General features: G+C 58.9%; 14 protein-coding genes. 7 read left to right on the forward strand and 7 right to left on the reverse strand.

Annotated elements, in window-relative coordinates; genetic code table 11:
- Positions 1–26: 26 nt before the first annotated feature.
- The 5 genes from G3N59_RS23050 to G3N59_RS23070 form a co-directional block, all read right to left on the reverse strand.
- Positions 27–1,316, reverse strand: coding sequence for an ATP-binding protein (locus G3N59_RS23050; protein WP_205985100.1), 1,290 nt, complete (start codon positions 1,314–1,316; stop codon positions 27–29).
- Positions 1,317–1,346: 30 nt separating this feature from the next.
- On the reverse strand, positions 1,347–2,087 hold the full coding sequence (locus tag G3N59_RS23055) for a response regulator (RefSeq protein WP_205985101.1): 741 nt from the start codon (positions 2,085–2,087) through the stop codon (positions 1,347–1,349).
- A 46-nt stretch (positions 2,088–2,133) separates the two neighbouring features.
- Entirely contained in the window at positions 2,134–2,334 is a 201-nt protein-coding gene (locus tag G3N59_RS23060) for a hypothetical protein (RefSeq protein WP_205985102.1), read from the reverse strand.
- 161 nt (positions 2,335–2,495) lie between these two features.
- The gene (locus G3N59_RS23065; protein ID WP_241023842.1) at positions 2,496–2,924 is read right to left on the reverse strand and encodes a glycine zipper family protein; all 429 of its coding nucleotides are present in this window, start codon (positions 2,922–2,924) and stop codon (positions 2,496–2,498) included.
- Positions 2,925–3,236: 312 nt separating this feature from the next.
- The gene (locus G3N59_RS23070) at positions 3,237–4,379 is read right to left on the reverse strand and encodes a winged helix-turn-helix domain-containing protein (protein WP_205985104.1); all 1,143 of its coding nucleotides are present in this window, start codon (positions 4,377–4,379) and stop codon (positions 3,237–3,239) included.
- Between the two features lie 258 nt (positions 4,380–4,637).
- Between G3N59_RS23070 and G3N59_RS23075 the strand changes: the two genes are divergently transcribed.
- From G3N59_RS23075 to G3N59_RS23100, 6 genes are all read left to right on the forward strand, one after another.
- The gene (locus tag G3N59_RS23075) at positions 4,638–7,493 is read left to right on the forward strand and encodes a glycoside hydrolase family 18 protein (RefSeq protein WP_205985105.1); all 2,856 of its coding nucleotides are present in this window, start codon (positions 4,638–4,640) and stop codon (positions 7,491–7,493) included.
- A gap of 126 nt (positions 7,494–7,619) precedes the next feature.
- On the forward strand, positions 7,620–7,955 hold the full coding sequence (locus tag G3N59_RS23080; protein ID WP_241023865.1) for a putative holin: 336 nt from the start codon (positions 7,620–7,622) through the stop codon (positions 7,953–7,955).
- A 342-nt stretch (positions 7,956–8,297) separates the two neighbouring features.
- Positions 8,298–9,464, forward strand: a complete 1,167-nt coding sequence (locus G3N59_RS23085) for a porin (RefSeq protein ID WP_205985107.1) — start codon at positions 8,298–8,300, stop codon at positions 9,462–9,464.
- A gap of 207 nt (positions 9,465–9,671) precedes the next feature.
- Positions 9,672–10,148 carry a bacterioferritin gene (bfr, locus tag G3N59_RS23090; protein ID WP_205985108.1) on the forward strand — a complete coding sequence of 159 codons (477 nt, stop codon included), beginning with the start codon at positions 9,672–9,674 and terminating at the stop codon, positions 10,146–10,148.
- Positions 10,149–10,397: 249 nt separating this feature from the next.
- Entirely contained in the window at positions 10,398–11,822 is a 1,425-nt protein-coding gene (locus G3N59_RS23095; RefSeq protein WP_205985109.1) for an ATPase domain-containing protein, read from the forward strand.
- 67 nt (positions 11,823–11,889) lie between these two features.
- Positions 11,890–12,258: a response regulator gene (locus G3N59_RS23100; protein ID WP_205985110.1), complete on the forward strand. Its 369-nt coding sequence runs from the start codon at positions 11,890–11,892 to the stop codon at positions 12,256–12,258.
- On the opposite strand, the gene G3N59_RS23105 is transcribed toward G3N59_RS23100, so the two are convergent.
- A complete protein-coding gene (locus tag G3N59_RS23105; protein WP_205985111.1) occupies positions 12,255–14,069 on the reverse strand; it encodes a tetratricopeptide repeat-containing glycosyltransferase family protein in 1,815 nt (604 codons plus the stop codon). The two genes, G3N59_RS23100 and G3N59_RS23105, sit on opposite strands and share 4 nt — an antisense overlap.
- Positions 14,070–14,270: 201 nt before the next feature.
- Here G3N59_RS23105 and G3N59_RS23110 point away from each other — a divergent pair, with 201 nt between their 5' ends.
- Entirely contained in the window at positions 14,271–16,286 is a 2,016-nt protein-coding gene (locus G3N59_RS23110; protein WP_205985112.1) for a tetratricopeptide repeat protein, read from the forward strand.
- 24 nt (positions 16,287–16,310) lie between these two features.
- Here the strand turns inward: G3N59_RS23110 and G3N59_RS23115 are convergent, their stop codons facing one another.
- On the reverse strand, positions 16,311–17,102 hold the full coding sequence (locus G3N59_RS23115) for a hypothetical protein (RefSeq protein WP_205985113.1): 792 nt from the start codon (positions 17,100–17,102) through the stop codon (positions 16,311–16,313).
- Between the last annotated feature and the right edge of the window lie 179 nt (positions 17,103–17,281).

Raw genomic sequence — 17,281 nt, forward strand, 5'->3', positions numbered from 1 at the left:
CAGACTTTGGCGGGGATAAAACCGGTTCAAACAATCGGCAGGCTGACCTTCGCCCGAAAACCATGCGGTGTGTTCGGCATCAGCTTCAGCGTGCCGCCGTGCTGGCCGGCAATGCGATCGGCAATCGCGAGGCCGAGTCCCGTGCCGCCACGTTGCTCGCTCTGCGGTCCGCGTCGAAAAGGCTGTTTTAAAAGCGGCAGCAAGGCTTCGGGCACACCGCTACCCTTGTCGTCGACCTCGACAATCACGAAGCCGTTCGCCACACGCGTTTTCACGGCAAGCCCAACGCGGCCGTATACCGCCGCGTTCGTCAGCAGGTTCGTCAAAAGGCGCTGCATTCCGGTGGGCCGAAACGGGAAGCGCGGCAACGCATCCAGCGACAGTTCAAAGTTGTAGCCCAGTCCCGCATAGTCTTGCGCCAGACGTTCGATCAAGCCGTTCAGATCGCCGGTTGTGGCGGCCTCGCTGCCCCAGCCGCGCGCGAAATCGATAAATTGCTGGACGATCAGGTCGATCTCATCGATAAAGCGTTCGGCGCTTTCCAATGGATATTCCACCGACTCCGGCGCGGAAACCACCATGCGCAGTTTCGTTAGCGGCGTGCGAATATCGTGCGAAATACCGGCGAGCATTTCAGCGCGTGTGGTTTCCAGTTCCTGCAGCGTAGAAGCCATCCGATTGAATGCGCCCGCAACCATCTCCAGTTCGCGCGGACCTTTGATGTACATCGTTTCGGGCCAGTTGCCGCGTTCGATCAATCCTGCCAGATGAGCAAGCCGCAGCAGAAATCGTTCGACAGGACGATGAATCAGAAAAGCGAACAAGGCGGGAAACGTCGCCACGCTCAGGATCAGGCAGATCAAGGTCCACGAAAGACTGGGAATCGTATTCGGCGCACCCGCCAACAGCATCCAGTAGTGACTATCGGCGACATTCAAGCGAACCCAGATACGCCGGCTCTCATCGCGGCCAATCAGAATCTGATCCCTCGAGCCCAGTTCGGACGACAACTGCGCAATGAATCTGCGCGCGACGGCATTTGCCGGGAACGTGCTTTCATTGACCACCATCGGCACCGCGTTTTGCTCTACGCCGTTAATCGCGAGAAGTTGCTGCTCGCGCTCGGTTTCGGATAACGCGGCAAGTAGCCGGGTGACCGTGGCAATCTGCGATGCCGTCAACAATGCAGCCGCGTCGATTCTCGGACGCTGCACGAAAAACAGGTAAGCGGTCAGCGCGAACGCCTGGCTGACCAGCACCAGCGCAACCAATGCGAGCGCATTACGGACCAGCAACGATCGATACCAGAATGACATGAGCCTTCTCCGGCAGGCGTTCGCTGGCGATCAGGACTCGAACTTCGCAACCAGCATGTAACCCACGCCCCAGACCGTGCGAATCAGGCGCGGGGATGAGATTTCCGCTTCGATAATCTTGCGCAGGCGTAGCACCTGGACATCGACGCTCCGTGAACTCGCCTCGTAATCGCGCCCGTGTGCGCGCTCGATCAGGTTTTCGCGGCTGACTGCGCGATTAGGCGTTTCCGCCAGCGCGCAGAGCAGACGCATTTCAGCCGTGCCGATCTCCACCGCTTCGCCATCTCTGGTCAGTTCCTCGCGTTGAGGCTTGAACAACCAGTTGCCGATGCGCAGTGCAACGCCATCATCCGAAAATCCGCCACCCTGCTCGCGCTGTTGCCAGAAAGTGACCCGCTTGCGGCGCAACAATGCGCGCACACGCGCGACCAGTTCGCTCGGCAGGAACGGCTTGCCGAGATAGTCGTCGGCACCCATCTCCAGCCCAACCACGCAATCGATCGGATCGCCGCGTGCGGTCAGCATCAGGATCGGAATCATTTGCCCCTGGCTGCGTAGACGCCTGCAAACCGCGAGGCCGTCTTCGTCCGGCATCATGATGTCGAGGATCAGCAGGTCGTAAGGATTGCGCTCGAGAAACATGTCGAGCTGACCGCTGTCCTTGACCGTGCGAACATCGAATCCCTGCCCGGATAGAAAACGCAGCAACATATTGCGTATCTCCGGATCGTCGTCGAGTACCAGAATGCGACCGCTCAGACCATGACTCATTGCTATTTCCGTTTCTCAGTCTGGCGAGGGAGGCGCCGCCAGTCGCTCACGCTCGTTTCTGCGTCTTGCCGTGTCTTCCGCTGGTCAGTGCAACAGGAATCGGCTGCAGGCCGCGTTGATGCCATCTGACATGGCGAATGACGTCGACCGCCGCAAAGCGGGCTGCAGGTTTTTGCTGTTGCCGGCTTTGTGCCGGAGTGGTTGCTGTAGCCAACAGGCCCAGCAATGCCAAAAGAATGCGTTTCATTTTGTTACGCTCGATAGGAGATAACTTGCCAGAAAACGATTGGTCATTCCTGTTTCTGGCAGCGTTTAATCGTTAAATAAGAAGACACTCTTTAAAAACATGTCATGACATATCAATTTGCGAAGATTGCTCTTTAACTGGATCGCAAACAGCCAGCCTTTTTACCAGGGCGCGTAGTAGATCTGCGCGGGTGCATAGACCATCGTGGGTACGGCAACGACCGCCGGACGCGGAGCGGGGCTGGCAATCGAGTCGCCGTGCGCAACAATGCACTGGGCGTAGGCGTTGTCATACTGCTGCTGCAGCGCCGCCTGGCTCGCTCCATGTTGCTGCTGACCCGCTACGCTTCCAAGCAGTAACCCGGCGCCAGCGCCTATCGCCGCCCCGGCCCCCGCGTTACCGGCGCCCAGACCGATCAGCGCACCGGCCGCCGCCCCACCCGCCGCGCCCACCACAGGCGCGGCCAGACCCGCGTTGGCTACGGCTGGCGCGCTGGCAACCGGATTGACGAGCTGAGCGGCGTAAGTCCGGCAACCCGCGTCGTCTTGCTGGAATTCGCTGAGCGGCTTTCCGCTCTGCGGAAGTGCCATGACCGTGGGATAAGCCGGCGGCACCGCGGCGCATCCGGCCAGACTCGCAATGACAGTAGCGGCTGTCGTCAGTCGCTTTAGGTTTGATAACTTCATAGCAGTGCTAACTCCACTTCAGGCATCGCCTCGCCGTACACCTGACAAATTCGATCTTCCAGAGATTCACTATTCAGACGGGCCGTGAATGTCGCACCCATAGAACGCGAGGGCGAAGTCACTTTAAATGCGGGGAATATTCAAATCTATTGGAAAGTTATGTCAGGTTATGTCGGCGCTTTCGTGACCGATATTCCGTCATGCACGCGCAACGGCTCAATGCGCAGGGCCCGAGGTACTCGTCGCGACGCTACGGCAACCTGCCTGACGCAATTCGACGACGATCTGGCGCCACGTACCGTCTACCGCGACTGGCGACAAATGCGCGCCATTTGTCGCCACCAATGTTTCGACGTTCCTTGCAAAGACATCGTGAACGTACGCCTGCGTGCATCGCGTAGTAGAGGCGGATCGCACTTCCACCGTGGGCGTGGCGGTCGCCCATCCCTTGACGATCAGAAGCAGCGCGGTGCCGCAAAGAACGGCGAGCCAAAGCAACACACTATGGCGCAGTACGCCTGCATAAACTGCCGCCAGCCGTATCGCGAACCGCGCGCCACGCTGGCACCGATCGATCCACACGGCCGATCCCGCTCGTAACACGCCGTCACCCGCTGCGCAGATCGGCTCCGATTTGCGTTCTCCCGCCGCATCGCAAGTACTGAACCGGTAGCCACCGTCCGGGACATAGATGAGTCGCCGCGAAAGTCCGAGCGGATGCAAGGACCGCCGCAGTCTCGACACAAGACGGGTGAGCCGCTCTGTATCGACGGAGACATCGTCGCCCCAGACACTCGCAATCAAGCGCTCGCGTCCCAGCGTGATATCGGGTTGATCGAGCAATGTCTGCAACAGGGCACGTTCGAAGCGCGTCAGATAGACGGTCGCGCCCGCGAAAGTCACGGTGCCGGCTTCGGCTTGAATGAGAGGTAAACATCCTGAATCTTGCGCACTTCTATGACTCAAGCACTCCCGATTATTGACATCGAATGAATCCGGATCTGCGTTTCTCGGCTCGGCGGCGTCAGGGTCCGCCGCTTCGAAATCGATATGCAAACCGTCTGGATCGAAACGATATCCCGCCCGCGGCATGGTCACGATATGGCCGTCCATGCCAATCGGTTTGAGTGATTTACGCAGTCGATAAATCAGTTGCGTCAGATAAAGCACGTCCATCTGCGTTGCGCGAGAACCCCATACGGCGTGCATAAGCGCTTCCCGGTCGCACAGTTGCCCGGATTCCGTCACGAGAAAGCGCAAAGCCTCTTTCTCCTGGCCCGAGACGCGCACGCTTATATGGCCGCAGCAGATGCGATCGCCACGCCAGTCGAACTTGATGATGCGGCTGTCGTTGTTCATGTCGGTTCCCCATTCCTTGACGGTGCGCACCATAGCAGCCGCGGCCCATGTGGAACCATGGAGGAACGTGAACGCGGGTGTATTACGGCGGAAATAGGAATGCAGAAACCGGCAGCGCAAAGTACGACATCGCGGACATGTTGTTTTCCATGGCTATTCCATGTTCTCGCACGACCGGCGTCCAGAAGATGGCCTTGTCGCCCGGACACATGCAAAGGGTCTGGGGGGCGATCCCTTCTACTTTGAACGAGGTCCGCAATGAACAACCGTCGCACTCAGGAAGACGCCCAGCCGCAAGGCGGCCGCCCTAACAGCAAGCTGGTGTACAACGGCGACCCCGGCGATAAATCCGGCGCGAAAGGCGCAACCGAAAAGAAGTATCAGCAGAACCACTACGATCCCGCCAAGGAGGTCCAGCAATTCAGCTACACCTCGGGGCGTGTGGCGAAGCGAGTCTATAACGACTACGCGCCCAACGACAAAAAGGTGTTTGGCTATTACACGGACTGGTCCCAGTACGACGGCCGCTATGACGGCGACTTTTCGGATGGCGGCTGCGGACGCGGCATCGATCTGATGCTGCTCAGCGCCACCGCCTACGACACGTTGATCCTGGGCTTCGCGGGCATAATCGGCGACAAGGGCGAGATGAGCGACACGATCGATGGTGCGGCCAAGGCATTCGGCCGCACGACGGACGAGGCGACCTTCGTCGATCCGTGGGGCGATGTGGCCTCCTATCGCAATTGCGGCTTCCCCTCGTATATCGGCGAAGACTATAAGGCGCTCTTTTACCAAAAGACCGCGCAGGGCGTACTGGGTGGCCTGCGCAAGGTTCAGGCGGCCAATCCCAATCTGATTCTCTCGTTCAGCGTGGGCGGCTGGACGATGAGCGAGGCGTTCCATTGGGTCGTCGCCGATCAATCGCGGCGCGCTACGCTAATCGCAAGCCTGCTGGATATCCTGCAACGTTTTCCGATGTTCAAGGGCTTCGATCTCGATTGGGAATATCCCGCCGCACCCGGCGACACGGGCAATACCTATTCCGATGCCGACGCGCCGAATTTCGCCGCGCTTATCGGCGAATTGCGCACGGCACTCGATAATGCCGGGCGAACCGACGTCAACATCAGTATCGCCGCGTCCGCCGATGTGGAAAAAATGAAAAAGGCCAATCTCAAGGCCATGCTCGACGCCGGTGTATTCCGCTTCAATCTGATGACCTACGACTTCTTCGGCACGCCATGGGCGCCGAAGCTCGCGCACCACACGAACCTGCATCCGAGCCATCCTGGCGACCCCAGCGAATTCAGCATCGATGCTGCTGTCACATATCTGGAGCAGATCGGCATTCCGCTGGAACGCGTCGCGATCGGCTACGCAGCCTATAGCCGTAGCGCACGCAACGCGCAGATCGCCAGTTTCTCGCCGCTCGCCGGCACGTATGACGCGGGCTCGGGCACGACCACCGGCAGTTTCGAATCGGGCGCGACCGAATGGTACGACCTGATCTACAACTATCTGGATCTGGAAAACCAGACGGGCATCAGCGGCTACAGCGTCTATACCGACGAAGTCGCCGACGCCGACTATTTATATAGCTCGACGTCGAAACTCTTTCTTTCCGTGGATACGCCGCGCACGGTCAAAGCCAAAGGCGAGTATGTCCGCCAGAAAGGTCTGGCCGGTCTATTTACCTGGACGATCGACATGGATGCGGGCGTACTGGTGAACGCCGCGCGCGAAGGTCTGGGCAATACGCTCTCGAAGAAAGTCGTCGATATGGCGCCGTTCTATTTCAAGGGCATTAATGTCGATGCGGGCAATCAGCCACCCGTCGCGGCCATCGACGGTCCGACACAGGCCAATGTGAGCGATACGGTGACATATAGCGCCAGCCGTTCGAGCGATCCTGATGGCGATCCTTTGAGCTATCAGTGGTCGGCGCCCGGATTGCCGTTCGACAAGGCAAGCACGATGCAGGTCTCCGGCAAGGTGCCTCAGGGCAGCGCGAAGAGTTACACGGTCGGTTTGACGGTGAATGACGGCAAAGGCGGAACCAACTCCGTGCAGACCGTGTTGAGCATCAACGCACAGGGCAACCGGCCGCCCGTTGCGGCAATCGACGGCCCCACGGAGGCGTTCGCGGGCGACACCGTTACCTATTCCGGCACGCGCTCGAGCGACCCGGACGGCGACCCGCTGACCTGGCTGTGGTCCGCGCCGGGCCTGCCTTTCGACAATGCCACCACGGTAGAAGTATCGGGCGCGGTGCCGCAAGGTACGGCCACGAGCTATGCGGTCAGCCTGAGCGTATCCGACGGTAAAGGCGCCAGTAACACCGACCAGGTCTCGCTGACGGTGAAGTCACAGAGCGGCCAGCCGCCGGTCGCTCGCATGCTGGTGCAACTGGATTCGGGCACGTCGTTCCAGTTGTCGGGCGCGAAATCGTTCGACCCGGACGGCAATCCGCTGAGCTACGCGTGGAGCGCGCCGGGCCTGCCGTTCGACAGTGCGAAGACCGTTACCGTCGATGGCGTGATGCCCTCGGTTACGCAGGTGACAGACTACCTGGTGCAGCTCTCGGTCAACGACGGCACATCGACATCGAGCGATACGATTTACCTCGAGGCGAAGCCCGCGAATGCCCCGACAGTCAACGCCGTCATCACGGGCAAAACGAATGTCACCAGTGGCGCGACACTATCGCTCTCCGGCGCTTCGTCGACCGGGCCGGGCGCCTTGACCTATCTGTGGAGCGCACCGGGACTGAGCTTCGACGGCTCGACGCAAATGAGCGTGAGTGTCACTGCGCCGACTGTCCAGTCCACGACGCAATACGCCGTTCAACTCACGGTCACGGGCAACGGCGGCAGCGGGCCGGCTTCATCGGCACTCGCGACCGTTACCGTAGCTGGTGCGGGCGATATGGGATCGTGGCTCCCGCAGTCCTATCCGGGTGGCTCGACGGTCACGCACAACTATCGCGGCCAGGGTCTGCACACATATTTCTCGCAATGGTGGGCAACGCAATACGACGAGCCTGGCAATCCCAGTTGCACGGGAACCAAGGCTTCGGATTCCAAAGTATGGATCGATCGCGGTCCGGCGTAACGGCTCCTGACGCTTGACGCCGAGTTAATCGTCGACACACGGCAGCGCCGCGCCTGGCGCGGTCGTGTGTTTCCGTTCGGATATGCGGAGTACAACGCCATGCCGCTCTCCTGTCTGGCCGTGCAGATGAACGAAGCCTGCGTATCCGCGGGGTCATACGCAAACGCCGATTGCGCGCGGATATTAGGCGTAGTCTGCGGAGCCCTCGTGTATCTGACCCGTTCGCGCAGCCACTCCAAGTGGCGCACGGCAATCTACTTTTGCATATCGCTCGTAGGAGGCAGTTTCCTCGCGCAAAGAGCCATCACCGACTGGCCGCAAATCGAACCTTGGCTCGCGGGCTTTATTGCGAGTGCGTTGCTTGTCGACTTGACCATTCCCACTCTCGACTGGTGCGAACGGCGCGTCGTACCCACGCTCAACCGGCTCTATCGCTGGCTGATCGCGCGGCTACCCTCGTAAAACCCGATCGCCAATGCGATGAACCGGCGACATTGTCCTTTGATTCACACGCCGACGACAATCTCTATCCCGTGCGGTTTTTTCATATCGTCGCCCGTCAACAACATATGTTTCACCCGACATACATCGATAAACAAATTAATAAAAGAGAAAACCTTTTAAATGCAGACACTTATCTTGATTAGTGCGGAAACAGAAATCGACACCGCGTCATTGTTTAGGTAATTGAAGAGAATTGCAGGAATCCCAGGCATACACTCCGCAGCGAATCAACCGATCACGAACCCGAATAGCAACGTATTCGACCGTGAGATTCATCCAGGTACTGACCGGAGTGTAAGCATGAAAAAAACCCTCATTCTCACTGGCGTTCTCGCCGTGTTTGCGACCAGCGCGTACGCACAAAGCACCGTTACCCTCTATGGTTCGCTCGACGCGGGACTCGTCTATTCCAACAACTCGGGCGGCGGCAGCCTGTGGGCACAAGGCAGCGGCGCCATGTCGGATAACTACTTCGGCCTGCGCGGCGCGGAAGATCTGGGCGGCGGCCTGAAAGCGGTCTTCAGGCTCGAAAGCGGCTTCGATCTCAGCAGCGGCGGCTACAAGAACGGCGAAAGCGGCTTCAATCGCCAGTCGTATGTCGGCATCGAAAGCAGCCGATACGGCACGCTCACGCTCGGCAGGCAATACGATCCCATGACCGACTACCTCGGGCCGATCTCGGCATCGGGGTCGGGTTATGGCGCCAATCTCGCGGGCCATCCATTCGATAACGACAACCTCGACCAGACCTATTCGATCAAGAACTCGATCAAATACACGAGCGCGAATTATCAAGGCCTTCAATTCGGCGGTCTGTATGGCTTCAGCAACGATGCCAACGGCTTCGCGAACGGCCGCTCGTGGAGCGTGGGCGCGACGTACGGCAATGGTCCGCTGAAGGTTGCGGCCGGCTATTCCCAGGTGAACAACTCCGGCTCGCTCGGCGCGAGCGATAGCGCGGCATCGGCCGACGTGAATATCTCCGCGCAGGAACAGCGCACATACGGCGTGGGCGTCAAATATGCGTTTGGCCCCGCGGAAATGGGCTTCGTCTGGACGCATTCGCAGATCGACGGCCTGCAAGGTCTTTCGAGCGGCGGCAGCGCGCCCTTGCCCGGTATGACGGGAATGAATCTGCATCTCGACAACTACGAAATCAACGGCGCCTATCACTTCTCGCCGGCGCTTTCGATGGTCGGCTCCTATACGTACACCGACGGCACCGTGACCGGCTCCGCCAGCGGCAACAACAGCCCGAAGTGGCACACGTTCATGCTGGGCACCGATTACGCTTTCAGCAAGCGCACCGACGTCTATGCCGCCGCGGTTTATCAGCACGCATCAGGATCGCTCGGCTATAGCGCCGATGGCACGGCCATCGCGAACGTAGCCGCTATCAATACGCTCACGCCTTCGTCGACGAACAATCAGGTCGCGGCCACGATCGGCCTGCGTCATCGTTTCTAAACATACGGCACTGGACGCATAGAGGGACCGAGTCGAATTTCCGGTTCGCGCGCATGAAATCGCATACGGGAAAAAAGAATGCATCTCGTTGCCACTCCCGTTCATGCGCTGTGGCCGCAGAGTGACTATGCTCCTGCTATGCGTCCCGTCGAAGCCCCACCAAAGGTCTGATAAATCAAGGTCTGAATAATCGATCTGGAGAGAGTCATGCAATCCGATCCCAAAGTCATCGCCTATCTGAACGCCGAACTGAAAAACGAACTCACGGCGATCAATCAATATTTCCTGCACGCGCGGCTCTATAAACACTGGGGCTTAACGGCGCTGGGAAAACATGAGTACGACGAATCGATCGAGGAAATGAAGCACGCCGACAAACTGATCGAGCGCATTCTCATGCTCGACGGCTTGCCGAATCTGCAGGACCTCAGCAAGCTGCTGGTGGGCGAAGACGTGAAAGAGGCGCAGGAATGCGATCTCAAGCTCGAACGCATCGCGCAGGCGCAATGCAAGGAAGCCATTGTTTATTGCGAATCGGTGCGCGATTTCGTTTCGCGCGAGATCTTCGTCGAAATTCTCGACGACACGGAAGACCATATCGACTGGCTCGAAACACAGCTCGGCCTGATCGATAAGGTTGGCCTGCAAAACTATTTGCAGTCGAGCATGGGTTCGCCCGACTGATTCACCTCCCGTCATCGCTCTCTCGCTGCGCCCGCGGCCCGACGCCACTGCACGCTTCGGGCCAGTCCAACGCAAGCGCCACGCAAGCGCCAGTCGCCATGAGCTGGCCCTTTGCCGCATAATGCTGGTTCGGAACCGTCGGCAGGCGCAGCTGCCCGCACGACGACCGTTTCCTTGGCTTCCCCGCTGCGAAGCGCGCCAGATCCTGCCGGCCAGCCGGCTATTCTCTTCGACGAATCAGCTCAAGCGATGCATCAGACTCTGACGCGGTTGCATAGTGATGTACCCGGGCTCGACCCCATTCTGAGCGGCGGCCTGATTGCCGGCTCGGCGTACATTCTTCAGGGGCGGCCAGGCGCCGGCAAAACCATTCTCGCCAATCAGATTGCTTTCGCCCAGGCGAAGCAAGGCGGCAAGGTTCTCTACATCACGCTGCTGGCCGAATCGCATGACCGCCTGTTCCAGTCGCTGTCGGCGCTCGAGTTTTACGATGCCGAACTCGTCGGCAAGGAAGTCACCTATCTGAGCCTTTTTCGCACGCTGCGCGTCGATGGCCTGAGCGCACTCGTCGATCTGCTGCGCAAGGAAATGGCGCGCCAGGGCACGACGATGCTGATTCTCGACGGCCTGCTCAACGCGCGCGAAAGCACGCATAGCTCGCTCGACGTGAAGGCATTTGTGGCCGAACTGCAAGGCCATGCGTCGTTCAGCGGCTGCACCGTGCTGTTCCTCACCAGCGCCCGCATCGACGAATCGAGCCCCGAACACACCATGGTCGACGGCGTGCTGCAGCTCGAAGAAGAGCTGTTTGGTTCGCGCACCGTGCGGCGCATGCGCGTGTCGAAATCGCGTGGCAGCGCGTCGCTCGGCGGGTTGCATCACTACGAGATCAGCGATGCCGGCATCACCGTGTTTCCGCGGCTCGAATCGCTTTATAGCCGCCCCGTTGGGCAAGATCACGCACCGAGCGAGCGGGTTTCTTCGGGCGTCGACGAACTCGATATCCGCATCAAGGGCGGTCTGCCCGCATTTTCGGCTACGGCGATCGTCGGGCCTGGCGGTAGCGGCAAAACCAGTTTCGGCCTGAATTTCCTGCGCCTCGCGACACCGGAAGAGCCCGCGCTGCATTTCGGCTTCTACGAAACACCGGCGCGTCTGACCAGCAAGGCGGCCGCGCTTGGCATCGATATGGATGCGCTGGTCGCCTCCCAGGCCCTGACCGTGCTCTGGAATCCGCTGACCGAGAACGTCATCGACAACCTCGCGTATCAATTGCTCGATGCGGTGCGGGCACGCAACGTGCGCCGACTCGTGATCGACGGTCTGGCGGGCTTCGCGCGGGCAAGTGTCGACCATCACCGCTTCACCGAGTTTCTTGCCGCGCTGACCAACCAGCTTCGCGTCATGGATGTGACGACGGTGTGCACGTGGGAAACCAAGGAATTGAGCGCCACGGCGATGAACATGACCTCGCCGGAGGCGCTGAGCCTGTTCGATAACGTCATCGGCATGCAGCTCGAAGAAGCCGACGACGCGCTGTATCAAAGCATGAAGGTCATCAAGATCAGGGACAGCGCGTTTGCGCCGGCGCTGACCAAGCTCATTATTCCGAATGCCACTTCGGTGTTGGTCAGGGATACCAGCGTGGCAGTTTCCGACAAACCATCCCGCTGAAAGCAGTCGCCGCCGCATGGCTGGATGAGCCCGCAGGGCTCGCGGCAGGGAACGAGAGTGAGCCGGAATGACGACCATCGTTGTAGTCGACGACGAAACCCTGATAACTGATTTTCTCGCCTTCTTTCTGGAAGACGCGGGCTATATCGTGCATGTCGCCCGCAATGGCGTGGACGGTCTCGACCTGATCGGCCGCGTCGTGCCCGACGCCGTCATCACGGATTACATGATGCCGGCCATGTCGGGCCTCGAACTGGCGCGCGCGCTCAAGGCGAATGTGGCGCTCGCCCATATTCCGGTGATTCTGTCGAGCGCGGCGCTGGGCGCGTCGGCGCGCGCGCATCCCGCGCTGTTCGCCGCGATTCTGGATAAGCCGTATCCGGCGCAGAAGTTGTTGCAGACGTTGAGCGGGTTGCTGGAGGGAAAGGAAAGCTAATCCGCCATCTCCCGCATTTCCAGTTCGTGCCGGCACCGCTTTAGAACCTCTTCCCAATTCCCGCGCTGCTTTTGCGTGAACAGACGCAACCCAGGATACCAGGGACTGTCATCCCTGTTGCGCAGCCAGCGCCAACAGCCTGCATAGCGATTGAGAACCCATACAGGCTTGCCCATTGCAGCTGCCAGGTGCGCGACAGACGTATCGACCGAAATAACAAGATCGAGACCGCTGATCAAAGCAGCCGTATCGGCGAAATCGCGGACGTCTTCCATCCAGTCCACCAGGTTCGCGCGATGTGCAGGCAATAGTTGCTTCGCTGCCGTATCCGTTTTCTGCAAACTGATCCAATGTGCGCCGGGCCAGTCCAGCAGGCGCGTTGCGAATGTCTCCGGCGCAATGCTGCGCTGTGCATCCGGAACTGAATGCGTGTTACCGCCAGCCCATACGACGCCAATTCGCGGCAAGCCATCATCACCGAGGGCGGCCAGCTTCTCGTGCCAGGGGCGCGCCTGCTCAGCGAGAGCAAACAGGTACGGCAACGGCGCGGGAACAGTATCGAGACACGTTCTGCTTAACATCGGCAACGAAAGCAAGCGGGTCTGGTAATCCCACATCGAAGAGTCAGCAGGCAAGGCATCGAGTAACACAATGTCAGGCCAGCGCTCGCACAGTGACTGTGCGAACAGGCGTCGAAGCGGTTTGGGGCAGACATAGCCGACACGCCTGAAGCGCGCGAGCATGAGTGGCAGGTATCGGCAGAATTGCAGCGCATCGCCGAGGCCTTCTTCATGCAGCACAAGCAGGGACTGCTTGCCAAGGCATGCGTTTTCGTCCCATGTAGCAGACGATAGCCAGTCAATCCCCGGAGCGCGCTTTGGTGATTCAGTCACGCCAGTGGCCGAAGCTTGTTCGAATTGCGGCCACGCTTCGCTATAGCGCCCTGCGGCGAGTAACGCATAGGCCAGGTTGAGACGCACCCTCGCATCATGCGGGCTCTGCGCCACCGCGCGCTCGAAATGAGCGATGGCGGCCTGCAAATCGCCGAGATCGTGCACTACGATACCGAGATCGTTCCATGCATGGCCGGCGTCTGGATGATTGGCGAGCGTCTGGCGATGTAAAGCTTCGGCCTCGTGCAGGCGGCCCAATTCGCGAAGAAACGTGCCCAGGTTCGAGCGCGCTTCGATCGAGTCCGGCCGCGCGGCGGCGGCCTGCCGGAACGACTCCTCCGCATCGGCATACCGCCCCTGGCCGCGCAGTACCCTGGCGAGATCGCCATAGAGCGCGGTTTGCTCGGGGTGGCTGGCCAGTGTCTGCCGGAACACCTGCTCTGCCTCGGGTAACCTTCGAAGCGCTTCAAAGATCAGCCCAAGATTGCGATGTGCCTGTGAAGATTGCGGGTCGCGCAACACCGCGCGACGAATGACCCGCTCCGCCTCCTCCGCACGCTCGAGATCGAGCAGAACCATGCCCAGATTATTCAGCGCATTTACACATTCCGGATCTATTTCGAGCGCCTTGAGCAGTACCGCTTCCGCGCTCACGAGCTGCCCGAGATCGCGAAACGCAAGGCCGAGGTTGCTATGAAGTTGGGCATCGTCTGGACTGTGAATGATTGCTTGTTGCCAGCACTGCGCGGCATGGAGTTTCCTGTCCATTCCGTAATGACAGACGCCTGCGAGATTCAGCAATCTCGCATCGAGAGGCCACTCGGCAATTTGCGACTCAACTGTATTGAGCGCAACGCTAAATTGCTCCGTCTCGATTAATGCAGCCACGGAATCGTAAAACGCGTCGGGTAGAGCCATCGCTGAGATTAGATATTGAACTGCCGGGAAGCCGGGAATTTAATGAAAGTCGCAAGACGACCAGGCATTCTAGACATTCGTGGCGTCGCGCAAATTCAGCCACTGCCTGCCGGACGCGCAATCTACTGATTCGGGGCAAGTTTCGGGCGAATCGCGAACCCGCCAGGAAGCATCCACGTTACGATCCCGACCTCCTCGAATGTGACACTTCCGCCGGTGCCAACACCCGCTATACCCCATTTTCAGAACGCGCTCGCCGCTCATCAGGCCGGGCGCCTCGATGAAGCCGCGACTGGATATCAACACACTCTTCAGTTGAATCCGCAGCACGCCGACGCGCTTCATCTCCTTGGCCTCGTCGAATTCAACAAGGGTGCGCTGGACACCGCTGAGAAGCTGATCAGCATGGCCATTGGATTCGCCGAGCTGGCGCTGTACCAGGACAGCCTTGGCACGGTGCTTACTGCGCTGAACCGGCGCGATAGGGCTGAAGTCGCATTCCGGCGTGCAATCGTGCTTGATCCGTCGAACGCACAGGCACACTACAACCTCGGCGTATTATGGTTGCGTGCGCAACGGCTAAGTGACGCCGAAGCGGCGTTTCGCGCGGCGATCTCGTTGCGGCCCGATTTTGTCGAAGCCCAGGCAAGCCTTGCCGTCGTGCTGATGGATTCCGGCCGACAGCAGGAGGCCGAGGCGACTCTGCGGCACGCGCACTTCCTGGATCCGGCCAACGGCGAGATATATCGGCACTTGGGCCGCTTGAATCTGCTTGAAGCGCGGTATCGCAAAGCGGCGTCGTATTATCGGCAAGCTGTGACGCTCGCTCCGCGAGAGCCTCAATCGCATAGCGGTCTCGCCGCGGCACTGATCGGTCTGGGCCAACACGAAGCCGCACACGAAGCCTGCGTTCGAGCGCTCGATCTCGATCCGCTATGTATCGATGCTCACGTCAATCTGGGCGTTGCGTACCAGAAGCGCGAGCGACTGGCGCACGCCGAAGCATCGCTGCGAAAAGCGCTCGAAATCGATCCCTCTCACGCAATTGCCAACCTTAATCTCGGTGGCGTGTTACGCGTAATCCAGCGCGAGGACGAGGCCATCGACGTGCTCAAGCGCGTCGGCGCAGCAAGCCCGGCTTACATCGAAGCCTGCCAGGGAATCTTCCATGCGCATCGTTTGAAGGGACGGTTGCAAGCCGCCGCCGACGTACTTGGGGAAGCACTGCGCATTGCCCCGACGCATGCGGAGTGCCTTTGGAATCTTGGTCTTGTACGTTTGCATCAGGGCAATTATGAAGACGGATGGCGCCTTTACGAAGCACGCTCCGCCGTCTTTGCCGATGCACTCGGCGCGCTCCCGTTCGCGGGGATCGTTCCTCAGTGGCAAGGTGAACTGCTTCAGGGCCGTTCTCTGATCGTCGTCTGCGAACAGGGCATGGGCGATAGCCTGCAATTCTGCCGATATCTACCCATACTGAAAGCCTTCCAACCAGCGCGCGTGACCGTGATCTGTCCATCGCCATTGAAGCGACTTCTGGAAGCAATCGAAGGCGTAGACGCCTGTGTCGTCCAGGAGGACATCAATAGCTTGCCGCACCACGATTACTGGTGCTTCATGATGAGCTTGCCGTTGCGCTTCGGAACGACCTTGCAGTCCATTCCCGCAACCACGCCTTATCTGCGTCCTCCTGAACAAGCGCGAGCGCGCTGGCGAAATCGTCTGCCCTCGGGTGGATTCAAGGTCGGACTGGTTTGGGCGGGCGATCCCCGTCCGCACATGCTTGATGCGCATCTGACCGACCAACGGCGCTCGCTGCATGCAAGCGCCTTCGAGCGCTTGCTCAAGACGCCGGGCGTCACGTTCGTCAGTCTGCAGTTTGGCGCGACAACTCGCCCGCAGATCAACGAGATCGATGCGCAGTGGCGGCCGCTCGATCCCATGGGCGATGTAACCGATTTCGCCGATACCGCCGCCATCGTCGAATGCCTCGATCTTGTGATCGCCGTCGATACGTCCACCGCGCACCTCGCGGGCGCCTTGAACTGCCCGGTCTGGATACTCTCGCGCTTCGATGGCTGCTGGCGCTGGCTGGAAGAGCGCGATGACACGCCGTGGTATCCAACGGCACGTTTATTCCGTCAAACGCGCGCTGGCGAGTGGGGAAACGTTATCGCACGTGTGGAGAAAGCGCTATCGCTCCTCGTAGGGGAATAATTGCGAATCAGTGGGTTCATTGCATCAAAGCTTCACATACCCGTAGCTGATTCCTGCATCTTCCGTGGTTCTATTGAAGTACAAACACGAATGATCATGCCAATGTGTGTGTGGATTGATAATATGCATTGGCACGAAACCATTCCGCAGATATTCAGCGGGATACTGCATCAAGACTTTCTTCCTGAACACTTTTGGATAGCAAGACGCAATCCAGTACGGCCCGCTGTCGACACCGATAAATACCCTTGCCTGCGCGATCAGCCGAGCCACATCCCAAATATTTTCCATTCCACGGCAATCGACAACCCGGGCGTCGATATCATCCGTAGAACCCACTTGAATGATTTCATATCCCGCGTAAGCCTTGCGGATATGGTCAATGATTTCCTCCGATAGATAGCGCTCGCGGTCCTCGCCCAGTCCAACGTGAATTGGCATGCGCTTTCCGGTGGTATGAATGACGATTCTCTTATCGAGTGTGGGGAGATCTTCAAACTGATAGAGCCGCGGATGTCGCAAATAAGCCGAGTGACCGAATATTTCGCTGGTTCGCGATGCGATCGAGGTAAAAAAGGGCTTCTGCTCATATTCCGGCAGCGAGATGGATGTTGCAGCCGGCCATCTTTGTTCCCAAAGATTGATCGGCTTTTCCGTTGACTCGCCTCTCACAACATAGGGGTTGTAATCGAACACCCAGACGTTGTCGGCATCAATGATTTTCTGCCCTGTGTTCCGCCAATAGTTTTCAGGAAATGATGAAAACTGTAATTTGTCACCAATACCGTTAGCGCCTTCTATTGTTATTTTTAGCATTGACTATAAAAAATATAAAACAATGAATACATGCACATCCAGCAATATTTAACGCAGTGTTACACCACGCTCGACCAGCTGCCGACGATCAAAAGGCTAATTCATCGCGATTTTTATGGAAACCCTATTCTGACAAATCGGACCGCCTTCATTAGATAAGTCTTAAATATTTTGATCTA

This window comes from Paraburkholderia sp. Ac-20340, assembly GCF_017104965.1.
GTDB lineage: Bacteria > Pseudomonadota > Gammaproteobacteria > Burkholderiales > Burkholderiaceae > Paraburkholderia.

Bases quoted from the DNA above. Each gene is read 5' to 3' on its own strand.
- G3N59_RS23105 (WP_205985111.1), bottom strand. From the start codon at position 14,069: ATGGCTCTACCCGACGCGTTTTACGATTCCGTGGCTGCATTAATCGAG.
- bfr (WP_205985108.1), top strand. From the start codon at position 9,672: ATGCAATCCGATCCCAAAGTCATCGCCTATCTGAACGCCGAACTGAAA.
- G3N59_RS23085 (WP_205985107.1), top strand. From the start codon at position 8,298: ATGAAAAAAACCCTCATTCTCACTGGCGTTCTCGCCGTGTTTGCGACC.
- G3N59_RS23050 (WP_205985100.1), bottom strand. From the start codon at position 1,316: ATGTCATTCTGGTATCGATCGTTGCTGGTCCGTAATGCGCTCGCATTG.
- G3N59_RS23095 (WP_205985109.1), top strand. From the start codon at position 10,398: ATGCATCAGACTCTGACGCGGTTGCATAGTGATGTACCCGGGCTCGAC.
- G3N59_RS23100 (WP_205985110.1), top strand. From the start codon at position 11,890: ATGACGACCATCGTTGTAGTCGACGACGAAACCCTGATAACTGATTTT.
- G3N59_RS23075 (WP_205985105.1), top strand. From the start codon at position 4,638: ATGAACAACCGTCGCACTCAGGAAGACGCCCAGCCGCAAGGCGGCCGC.
- G3N59_RS23080 (WP_241023865.1), top strand. From the start codon at position 7,620: ATGAACGAAGCCTGCGTATCCGCGGGGTCATACGCAAACGCCGATTGC.
- G3N59_RS23060 (WP_205985102.1), bottom strand. From the start codon at position 2,334: ATGAAACGCATTCTTTTGGCATTGCTGGGCCTGTTGGCTACAGCAACC.
- G3N59_RS23055 (WP_205985101.1), bottom strand. From the start codon at position 2,087: ATGAGTCATGGTCTGAGCGGTCGCATTCTGGTACTCGACGACGATCCG.
- G3N59_RS23070 (WP_205985104.1), bottom strand. From the start codon at position 4,379: ATGAACAACGACAGCCGCATCATCAAGTTCGACTGGCGTGGCGATCGC.
- G3N59_RS23065 (WP_241023842.1), bottom strand. From the start codon at position 2,924: ATGGCACTTCCGCAGAGCGGAAAGCCGCTCAGCGAATTCCAGCAAGAC.
- G3N59_RS23115 (WP_205985113.1), bottom strand. From the start codon at position 17,102: ATGCTAAAAATAACAATAGAAGGCGCTAACGGTATTGGTGACAAATTA.